At 43.1% G+C, this 10222-nt stretch carries 9 protein-coding genes and 1 riboswitch; of the genes, 3 read left to right on the top strand and 6 right to left on the bottom strand.

All coding sequences use genetic code 11. The features are described 5' to 3' along the window. Nucleotides 1-664 precede the first annotated feature (664 nt). On the top strand, nt 665-1117 hold the full coding sequence (locus tag AB6D07_RS14050; protein ID WP_009848258.1) for an RNA-binding protein: 453 nt from the start codon (nt 665-667) through the stop codon (nt 1115-1117). On the opposite strand, the gene murI is transcribed toward AB6D07_RS14050, so the two are convergent. From murI to AB6D07_RS14035, 3 genes are read right to left on the bottom strand one after another with little or no spacing between them, the layout of a single operon-like run. After that, nucleotides 1080-1886, bottom strand: coding sequence for a glutamate racemase (gene murI / locus AB6D07_RS14045; RefSeq protein WP_029223017.1), 807 nt, complete (start codon nt 1884-1886; stop codon nt 1080-1082). The two genes, AB6D07_RS14050 and murI, sit on opposite strands and share 38 nt — an antisense overlap. Nucleotides 1887-1946: 60 nt before the next feature. Then, on the bottom strand, nt 1947-2612 hold the full coding sequence (locus AB6D07_RS14040; protein WP_029223018.1) for an ATPase: 666 nt from the start codon (nt 2610-2612) through the stop codon (nt 1947-1949). Nucleotides 2613-2660: 48 nt separating this feature from the next. After that, nucleotides 2661-4421, bottom strand: a complete 1761-nt coding sequence (locus AB6D07_RS14035) for a TonB-dependent receptor domain-containing protein (protein ID WP_009848255.1) — start codon at nt 4419-4421, stop codon at nt 2661-2663. Between the two features lie 39 nt (nt 4422-4460). Further along, nucleotides 4461-4664, bottom strand: a riboswitch (cobalamin riboswitch). Nucleotides 4665-4818: 154 nt separating this feature from the next. Between AB6D07_RS14035 and trmA the strand changes: the two genes are divergently transcribed. Further along, nucleotides 4819-5928, top strand: coding sequence for a tRNA (uridine(54)-C5)-methyltransferase TrmA (gene trmA, locus AB6D07_RS14030; RefSeq protein ID WP_009848254.1), 1110 nt, complete (start codon nt 4819-4821; stop codon nt 5926-5928). Between the two features lie 80 nt (nt 5929-6008). Here the strand turns inward: trmA and AB6D07_RS14025 are convergent, their stop codons facing one another. Continuing rightward, a complete protein-coding gene (locus AB6D07_RS14025; RefSeq protein WP_012605017.1) occupies nt 6009-6380 on the bottom strand; it encodes a YijD family membrane protein in 372 nt (123 codons plus the stop codon). Next, nucleotides 6380-7021, bottom strand: a complete 642-nt coding sequence (gene fabR / locus AB6D07_RS14020) for an HTH-type transcriptional repressor FabR (RefSeq protein ID WP_010438693.1) — start codon at nt 7019-7021, stop codon at nt 6380-6382. Before fabR ends, AB6D07_RS14025 begins: the two co-directional genes overlap by 1 nt. A gap of 327 nt (nt 7022-7348) precedes the next feature. On the opposite strand from fabR, the gene sthA reads away from it, so the two are divergent. Next, nucleotides 7349-8749 carry a Si-specific NAD(P)(+) transhydrogenase gene (sthA, locus tag AB6D07_RS14015; RefSeq protein WP_017103565.1) on the top strand — a complete coding sequence of 467 codons (1401 nt, stop codon included), beginning with the start codon at nt 7349-7351 and terminating at the stop codon, nt 8747-8749. Between the two features lie 106 nt (nt 8750-8855). Here the strand turns inward: sthA and dinF are convergent, their stop codons facing one another. Next, nucleotides 8856-10211: an MATE family efflux transporter DinF gene (gene dinF / locus AB6D07_RS14010; protein ID WP_032500758.1), complete on the bottom strand. Its 1356-nt coding sequence runs from the start codon at nt 10209-10211 to the stop codon at nt 8856-8858. Nucleotides 10212-10222: the final 11 nt, after the last annotated feature.

Below are 10222 nucleotides of genomic sequence, written 5' to 3'. Positions count from 1 at the left end.
CTTCAATTTAAGATTTTGTGACTCAACGAATACTGACTTCAAAACTAATATTCATTCGAAAATGAACATGTAATTCTAAAGCTATTACCCCTCTCTTCTTAAATAAATAGGAACAGAATGGTAATGAATTGACTGTGCCGAATAACTACAAGTAGTTAAACGTATTGGTCACTCAGTTCATTGAAATCAATTTGTTACCGAAGTAACTGCTATTACGCTCTTTCGAAAAAGAACCAATAACATTTTGATATTCATCAACGAGTGCCCACACAGATTGATAGATTTAAATTGTTAAAGAGCTCTAGCGTTTTGTGACTCACATCTCAGTCGCTAGGGGTGCGTACTATACCTGCACCACTTAGAGAGTCAAGGGTTATTTTAAAACTCTTATTCTCTACCGATTTCGCAGCGTGACTTTCGTCTCACTCCTTGTCGGTGAGGCGGCATTATAGAGAGTTCGATATAGAGCACAAGAGCTTTTTTAAATAAAAGTTTTGTTCGCCTAAAAAGCCACCACATCCGCATTTTTCGAATAAAAACTAAACATTTGAGACGTATCACAGCAATACATTGGCAAAATGGAAGCCATGAACGTAAGATTCATGTGTCTATTTTGTTAATGGTAGATGCGTATATTTCGTTTATTAATATGTAGTATTCCGATATGAACTCAAAAAAATCGATGTTGTTAATTGTCGCGCTAGCTGTATTGGGCGGCATTGTTTTCTCTCAGGTAGATATATCGCCTGCAATTACCTTTATCCTTGGTGTCTTGGCTTCCGCTTTTGTTGTTAATTTTTCAAGCACCAACTCAAAATCAGAGTCAGAACCTAAGGCTTCAACAAAAACACTTTATGTGGGTAACCTTCCATACAAAGCGAATGAATCACATGTACGTGAATTGTTCTCTGAATATGGTGAAGTATTTGCTGTACGTTTAATGAAAGACAAACGTACTGGTAAAAGAAGAGGTTTTGGATTTGTTGTTATGGCAAGTAATGATGTGAATCATGCTATTTCAGAACTTAACGATAAAGATTACATGCAACGTACTTTAAAAGTACGCGTTGCAAACGATCCTAAACATCCAGAAACGGACGAAGCTGAGCTGAGCTAAACCCTAACTGCTTCAGCATACTATTTAGTGCACTTTCTTTTTTAGGAAGTGCACTACAAAAAGCCTCACGCACTCCCCCTTCTTCAGTGCTGCTCTCTAAATCCAATAAATCTTGAACCCGCTTAGCAATAGCCTTACCTGAATCAATCAACATCACGTTTTTACCTAGCACTTGCTGAATCTCTGATTTGATCAGTGGAAAATGAGTGCACCCTAAAACAGCCACATCAATTGTGTTGATCATTGGTTGAAGGATTTGCCGTAGCTCTTCAAGGTTAATCGCCTCACCTCTTAGTTTATCTTCGGCCATATCCACCAGCTGAGTCGAACCTAAAAGCTCAACTCTTTTATTACTAGAGAAGTTTTTGATGAGCTCGTGTGTGTATTCACGAGTAATCGTTGCGGGTGTCGCAATAAGACCAACGGCTTTATTGGCAAGTAGGGATGCTGGTTTGATTGCCGGAACAACCCCGACAATAGGGATTGGGTTATTTGCCCTTAGTGTAGGCAACACAATTGTACTTGCTGTATTGCAGGCTATCACCACAATATCAATAGCGTGGCTAGCCACAAAACTGGCGACGATGCTTTGAACTCTGTGGATAAGGACTTGCTGGTCTAGCTCACCGTATGGGTAAGCCTCGTTATCGAATACATAAGTATAGTTATGATTCGGTAGTAACTGGCTTATCTCTTTATATACGGACAGGCCGCCAACTCCAGAATCAAAGATCAATATGTTTTTTTGTATGCTTTCCGACACAACCATTACCTGTAATAAGTTCCGTTGCAATGATACCCCTTCACTTAGTTTTCGCCAATCATCACTCTACATAATGCAGGCTCGGTAGCGTTGATGCACAAAGCGCTCACCCTGCTCTACATTTTCCAGCTCTATCTTAAGCTTTCCTTTAAAGCATGGCGCTGACGTGACTAAAGTATGAAACTCACCATCTTCGCCGCATGGGTCGACGTGACTCGGTAAACTGCCGATTAGCTCAAGCGTGTATTTTTTCCCGCAATAGCTCATGTCTAATACATCGGTATCGACCGTGACGAGAAAGGTTTCGATTCCTCTCTCTATTATTTCACTCGCAAGTGCCTGACTGCTCTCTCCCATTAAGGGAAACACACACTCCCAACCAGCTGGCTCTATATAACTTCTTCGGTAATCGGCAATGCCATTACAGAACATATCTCCAAACGCGACCGCATCGATTGATAAGCTAGAATCTTTAAGTGCCGAGACAATCGTACTTTGGTAAACCTCATTACTTGGGAAGACTTCCGGTAGCTCAATCATGATTAATGGTAAACCGACCAATCGAGCTTGCATTGCAACTACCTCAATAGGAGTTACCTGGAAAGGAACTTCATCTCCAACATACGTAGTATACAGAGCAACAACTTCATACTCGGTGCTTTCAAGTAGCCGCTCTAACGTTAACGTAGAGTCTTTACCTGACGACCAACTTATGACGACTTTCTTTTTCATTGATATATCCAATAAGAAAAAACCGCCCGAAGGCGGTTTAGTTGTTAATTAGAACTGGTAGTCAGCGTTTATAAAGAAACTTCTTTCTTGTGTTTCATACCCTTTGGCTAACGTGTAATCTTTATCAAAAAGGTTAGCAATACGCCCTCTCATTGTGAAATGATCCGTCACAAAGTAGCTCGCAGCTATATCTACTAGCGAGTACTCATCTAACTCAGCATTGCCGCTATCCATACGTTTACCTTGATATAAATAGCTCAAGTCCGCCTGCCAGTTGTCCGCAAAATACGTCACGTTCCACTTAGCATTTTGTTTCGCTCTACGTAAAAGTTGAGACCCATCGCTTTTATCTGTCGGGTCCATAAAGTCAAGGCTAACTTGGTGAGAAAAACTGCCTGTATCGAATTCTCCCGATAGCTCTAAGCCTTTAATTTCAGCGACACCAATGTTTTTTGAAGGCCATCCAACTATCATGTTTTTAATATCATTTTTGTAAGCCGACACTCTCCAATCAACCAATGATTGATGGGCTTCGAACGCGACTTCATAGTTTTTTGACTCTTCAGGTTTCAAGGTTGGAACACCTGAGCCCGGCCAATATAGTTGATTAAATGTCGGTGCTTTAAATGCCGTACCAGCATTAGCCGTCACGCGATAATTAGCTGCTAACCAATATCCTAAACCCGCTTGCCATGTAGTATTCTTGCCGTAGCGTTGGTTATCGTCACCGCGTAAAGCTAATTCAGCTTGTACGGCTTGGTTGTCATAAAAGCCACTAACATATAGCGAGTTATTCGTACGAGATTTCTCGGCATAGTCTTTTGAGGACTCTGATACGTCATCTTTAGACCAATCAAGACCCGCACCAATAGAAACTTCATTGTTCACAGTGAATAAATTTGTGAAAGCAACGGCCTGGTGGTCCGTTTGATAAGTACTTTTGTAGTAATAATCTTTACTAGAATCTTGAGCTTTACTTAAAGAAAAGTTGCTCGACAACGTTTCTCCAGTATAACTAAGACGGCCAATTGCACTGTAAAGTGTCTGATCTTTTGTAGCATTTTTCGGATCGTACTCTGTTTCACCATCCGAGTAAGTAGAATTAAACTTAAGCTTAAACTCGTCATTCAGCTTATGAGTTATCGCAAGTGCTAGCTCAGTCACTTCATGTCCATCTGCGTCTTGATCACCTGCTGAGTTTTGAACAGAAAACCCATCAGTCTCTGCTCGCTTTACAGCTACAGAACCACTTGTCGAGTCTGTAATATTACCAGACACTGCCACACTGCCTTTTTTGTATGAATCAGATCCAAACCCTACGCTAACTTTTGCTTCTGAACTTGATGTGTCTGTAATAATATTAATTACACCACCAATCGCATCGGCTCCATAAATTGCTGCTCGAGGACCACGCACAAACTCAATGCGCTGAACACCAACTAGTGGAATAGCAGCAAAATTTGCTCCTCCTGATGTTGCACTTGCTGTTTTTACGCCATCAATAAGTACTAAGATGTGGTCAGAGTTAGTACCTCTAACAAAAACACTCTGCTTTTGTCCGTAACCGCCGTTGCTCGCTACCTGAATACCAGGTAAACGACGTAGTACTTCGTAAATATCATTAGCTTGAATCGCTTCAATCTCTGCTCGAGTAACAACTACAACAGGTAACGTTGTACTTTGAGTGCTTTGCTCAAAACGGTTAGCCGTAACGACCATGGTTTCGTCAGCAGATGCTTCTTGTGCGTGTAAATTGGAGATAGGTGAAAGCAGCGATGCTACAGCAACCGCTAAAAGGGATTTGTTCATGTTGTGATCCTAAATCGCGTAAAGTCCTACCAAACCACATTGTATGGCTTAGCCGCTGGCAGGTATTCGGACTCAAGAGCACAACCTTATGGTTACCTAATATTCGACTTCCCACAAAACGCTATTTGCAGTGTCTATGAATACTCGTTCTCTTTTACCGCTGCGCGTCAGTTCTGGATTTTCACCAGATTCCCTCTTCAGCCATCTATACATCCACATGGCACCAGCTTGCCGGAAATAGTATTGACCTATGAATCATTTGTCTAGTCTAAGATAGTTATAAGCTATAGTTTTCGTCGTCTATTTAGACTGAATGGCTCTCAACACTGGACAAGCGCCTGTGATTGAATAAAATCTGCGCTCTTGATTTAAAAGCACGATAGCAAAAGGCATAACAATGGCGAATTTAGAAGTAAACCCGCAACGCTACCAAGAACAACTGGCAGAAAAGACTGAGCGTCTTACTGAAATGTTCTCAGAATATAATGTGCCTGAGCTGGAAGTGTATGAATCTCCAGAACAACACTACCGTATGCGTGCAGAGTTCCGCGTGTGGCATGAAGGTGACGATATGTATTACGTCATGTTCAATCAAGAAACTAAAGAAAAATACCGTGTCGACCAGTTCCCTGCGGCTAGCCGCCTGATTAACGACCTAATGCCTCTATTAACGGATGCAATGAAGGACAACCACTCTCTGCGCCACAAACTATTCCAAGTAGACTTCCTTTCGACTTTAAGCGGAGAGATTTTGGTGTCACTGCTTTACCACCGCCAATTAGGTGAGCAGTGGATTCAAGACGCTAAAGCGCTAAAACAACAATTGAACGATGAAGGTTTTAACCTAAATCTGATTGGCCGTGCGCGTAAAATGAAAATCGTACTGGATCGCGACTACGTCATTGAAAAGCTAGATGTGAATGGTGATAGCTACATCTACCAGCAAGTTGAGAACAGCTTTACTCAACCAAACGGCAAAGTAGCAGAGAAAATGTTGGAGTGGGCAGTCGACTGTACTCAAGACAGCAAAGGCGACTTACTTGAACTTTACTGTGGTAACGGTAACTTCTCACTAGCACTGGCACAGAACTTCGAACGTGTACTGGCAACAGAACTGGCGAAGCCGTCAGTAGAATCTGCGCAATACAACATCGCAGCCAACAAGATTGAAAATGTTCAGATCATCCGCATGTCTGCGGAAGATTTTACCGTAGCAATGGAAGGCAAGCGTGAATTCCGTCGTCTACAGCAAGCGAACATCGATCTTAAGAGCTACAACTGCAACACTATCTTTGTTGATCCACCGCGTTCAGGTATGGATGTTGATACTTGTAAGATGGTTCAAGGCTACGAGCGCATCATGTACATCTCTTGTAACCCTGAGACATTGAAAGAGAACCTAGACATTCTAAGCGAAACACACGACATCACTCGTTTTGCTCTATTTGACCAGTTCCCTTACACGCACCATATGGAAGCAGGTGTGTTCCTAGAGCGTAAAGCGTAAACCTCGCTCTCTAAGTCGAAGCTAAGCAGCAGATACAAAAAAACGAGCCAATTGGCTCGTTTTTTTATTTATAGATTGGTTTAAGCGGTTTTACCGATAAAGCCTAGCTTCTTACCTACCCAAGCGAGCAGTAGCATCGCGACGATAATCGCAAAGAAGTTTGAACCTGCATCAGGGTGTTGTGCTTTCACAAAAGCCGAGTGGCCAAATGCACCTACAAAGAAACAAGCTAAACCCACTAACGGAATATCTTCAGATACTGGATTTGTTAGGTATTCTTGGTATAGCGCTTGTACAGCCAACACTAAAGCAATCAGCGGGAAAATAGAGAAGCCCACTTCGCTCATTGTTACCCAAGATAACAGTGCATCACCACACACACCTGCTACAACAGCAAGTACGAGTGTCTTTCTTTCAGAACCATGGTTTACAGTATTATTTTCATTCGACATTATTCAATCCCGCCTTTTAATCGGTTACGTTCACGTTCTTTACGATACCAAAAAGCTCCTTTGGCCATCATTCGCAATTGCATGATCAAACGCTCAGCCAATTCATCTCGCTGACGTCGATCTAAATCTAATGCTTCTGCCCCTGAGTTAAAAACCAAGATGACGGAGGCTTCCGCTTGAGTAAAAGCTTCGTCTCTTGTCATTCCTGTTGTGATTAAATATTCGGTTAACTCAGCAGAGAAATGCTGTATCTCACGAGCTACCGCTGCACGAAACTCAAATGAAGTTCCTGAGCGCTCCCGCAATAACAGTCTGAATACGTTTGGGCTGCTTTCAATGAATTCCATAAAGGTTTCAACCGATGTGCGAATCACGCTGCCTTCTTTTACTATGCGTTGCCTAGCTTGACGCATCAACTGACGCAACAATAAGCCACCTTCATCGACCATGGTTAAGCCAAGCTCATCCATGTCTTTGAAATGGCGATAAAAGGAAGTCGGAGCTATTCCAGCCTCACGAGCGACTTCTCTCAAGCTTAGATTAGAAAAACTACGATCGGCACTGAGTTGGCTAAATGCCGCATCGATTAAGCTACGACGAGTTTTTTCTTTTTGCTGTGCGCGAATGCCCATTGGTTTCATACTTTATCAACATCTTCTTTTACAGCCTAAACAGGCATGTCTAATACTCTATTCAATATAACGCGAATCACTTACTTATATAAGGCACTCTGGTTATATAAGACACTAAACACACCTCTTTGTTCACGTATCGAAGTAAATACGTTCAAAGAAAACATTTCAATATCCGCACCGTCATTTGGAGACATACGACATACCAAATATTATTTTTTCAGTAGCATGACGTGATCTCACCGACTCTCTGATGCCCTTTTCATGTACCCAAGAACAGAATCAGTTAAAATCTCGCTAAAGCAATGTTAATCAAATATAACAAGGAAGATATCTATGTCGCACTCCAACCACTTTGATGTAATCGTAATTGGTAGTGGCCCCGGAGGAGAAGGGGCAGCGATGGGATTAACCAAAGCCGGGTTGAACGTTGCTATCATTGAAAAAGAGAGCAGCGTTGGGGGGGGTTGTACCCACTGGGGGACCATTCCTTCCAAAGCACTGCGTCATGCCGTAAGTCGTATTATTGAATTCAACAGTAACCCTCTGTTTTGTCAGAACAATAAAAGTATCCACTCAACATTTTCCAATATTCTGGGACATGCTAAATCGGTCATCGACAAACAGACTCGCTTGCGCCAAGGTTTCTACGATCGCAACCAATGCACGTTAGTCTTCGGTACTGCACGTTTTATCGATACCCACACGATCTCCGTAATGCAAAGCGACGGCACTGAGGAACACTACAGCGCAGACAAATTTGTGATCGCGACAGGTTCTCGTCCTTATCAGCCAGACAACGTCGACTTCATGCATGAACGTGTCTACGACAGTGATTCGATTCTTTCTCTGAAACACGACCCACAACACATCATCATCTATGGTGCTGGTGTTATCGGCTGTGAATATGCCTCTATATTTCGCGGTTTAGGCGTTAAAACCGATCTCATTAATACTCGCGATCGCCTGTTGTCCTTCTTAGATAACGAAACCTCAGATGCACTTTCTTACCACTTCTGGAACAGTGGTGTTGTTATTCGTAACGATGAGACCTTTGAGAAAATTGAAGGAACAGATGATGGTGTAATCATTCACCTAGAGTCAGGTAAAAAAATGCGTGCCGATTGCCTACTGTATGCCAATGGTCGAACGGGTAATACTGATAAACTGAACCTTGGTGCGGTTGGCTTAGAAGCGGACTCTCGTGGACAAGTATCAGTCAACAGCAACTACCAAACCAGTGTTGAACATGTTTACGCTGTCGGTGATGTGATTGGGTATCCTAGCCTAGCAAGTGCTGCTTATGACCAAGGTCGATTTGTGGCCCAAGCTGTGATGAAAGGTGAAGCAGAACGACACCTTATCGAAGACATCCCAACAGGTATCTACACCATTCCTGAGATCAGCTCTGTCGGTAAAACCGAGCAAGAGCTTACCGCAGCTAAAGTGCCGTATGAAGTGGGACGTTCTTCATTCAAGCACTTAGCTCGCGCTCAAATTGCAGGTAAAGATATTGGTAGCTTGAAGATACTTTTTCATCGTGAAACTAAAGAGATTTTAGGTATCCACGTGTTTGGTGAACGTGCCGCTGAAATCATTCACATTGGTCAGGCGATCATGGAACAAAAAGGCGAAGCCAACACCATCGAATACTTTGTGAATACCACCTTTAACTATCCGACGATGGCCGAGGCGTATCGCGTAGCAGCGCTTAACGGACTTAACCGTTTGTTCTAAACAAAGAACCAACAGGACTATTTGACCACCTGTAGGCCAAGTACATAAACAGCAAGCCAAGAGCTTGCTGTTTTTATTTTTCGTTCCCTGAACTAAGCTATGCAAGCTAAGCGAGAAACTCCCCCTTCTTCCACTGAGAAACAAACAACACTCCAAGACCGATGCCACGCATCGCCATAAAACTCAACATTGCTAGCCACAGCGCATGGTTTTCTAAACCTGAGGCCAAGTAGAAAATTACAAAGAAGCAGCAGGTCGCCACGAACATGCTATTGCGCATATCCTTGCCTTTGGTTGCCCCAACGAAAATACCATCCAATAAGAAGCACCACATCGAAACCAACGGCATTGCAATCAACCATGGCAGATACACCTCAGCCTGGCTCTTCACTGCTGGGATTGTGGTGATCATGTTAATCAAGCTAGACCCCGCAATCGCGAACACAATGGTGAGCACCAAGCAAATGTTGAAGCTCCAAAAAAAGGTGCCAATCAAAGACTGATTTAGCTCATCTTTATCTTTCGCGCCGATCGCTTTACCGACCATGGCTTCCATTGCGTAGGCAAAACCATCCATCCCATAAGAGATGATCATCAAGAAACTCATCAACACTGCATTGGCCGCAACAACATCATCGCCAAAGCTTGCACCTTGGAAGGTCATGAAAGTGAAAGTCGCTTGTAGGCATAGTGAACGAAGGAAGATATCGCGATTCAGTTTTACGAAACGACTCAAACCTTGGCTGGTTTTCTTAAGCAGCTCCCATGGCGATGGTAACTGCTTCTTCACCCAGATTCGGTAAACACAAATCAGGCCAAATGTTAAACCGGCATAATCAGCCATTACAGATGCCAATGCTGCGCCTTCCACTTGCCAGCCGAGGCCAATCACAAATACGATATCTAAAACGATGTTGGTGATATTAGTAATGATCACCATCCACATGGGTGCTTTGGCATTTTGGGTTCCGAGTAACCAACCTAACAGCACAAAGTTAGTCAACGCAGCAGGCGCACTCCATGCTCGGATAGAGAAATATTGCTGACCATAGTGTTTCACTTGGTCACTGGCACTACTCAGAGAGAAAACCGCATCCGCAACAAAGCTATGCAATAGCAAGAAGAAACCAGCAAACCCTAGTGCCATGGTCACGCCTTGCACAAAGACTAAACCAAGTTGCTTGCCATCGTTCGCCCCATAAGATTGCGCGGCCAGTCCCGTCGTCGACATTCGTAGGAAACCGAGCAACCAAAAGGTCACGCTGATCATAGTCCCACCCAAAGCGACACCACCTAAATACCAAGAATGCTCTAAGTGACCGATAACCGCAGCATCGACTAAGCCCAACAGTGGAACTGTAATATTAGAAAGAACCATCGGGATCGCGAGCAACTGCACTTTTTTGTGCATCGCCTGATTGGATAAAGTTTGAAAAATAGTTTGGGGATTAAATAACTTCACGATCACCTCTT

The sequence above is a fragment of the Vibrio sp. 10N.239.312.C11 genome, assembly GCF_041466065.1.
Lineage (GTDB): Bacteria > Pseudomonadota > Gammaproteobacteria > Enterobacterales > Vibrionaceae > Vibrio > Vibrio tasmaniensis_A.
The sequence above is the reverse complement of the archived record's forward strand: the minus strand, read 5'-3'. Positions and strand labels throughout refer to the sequence as shown.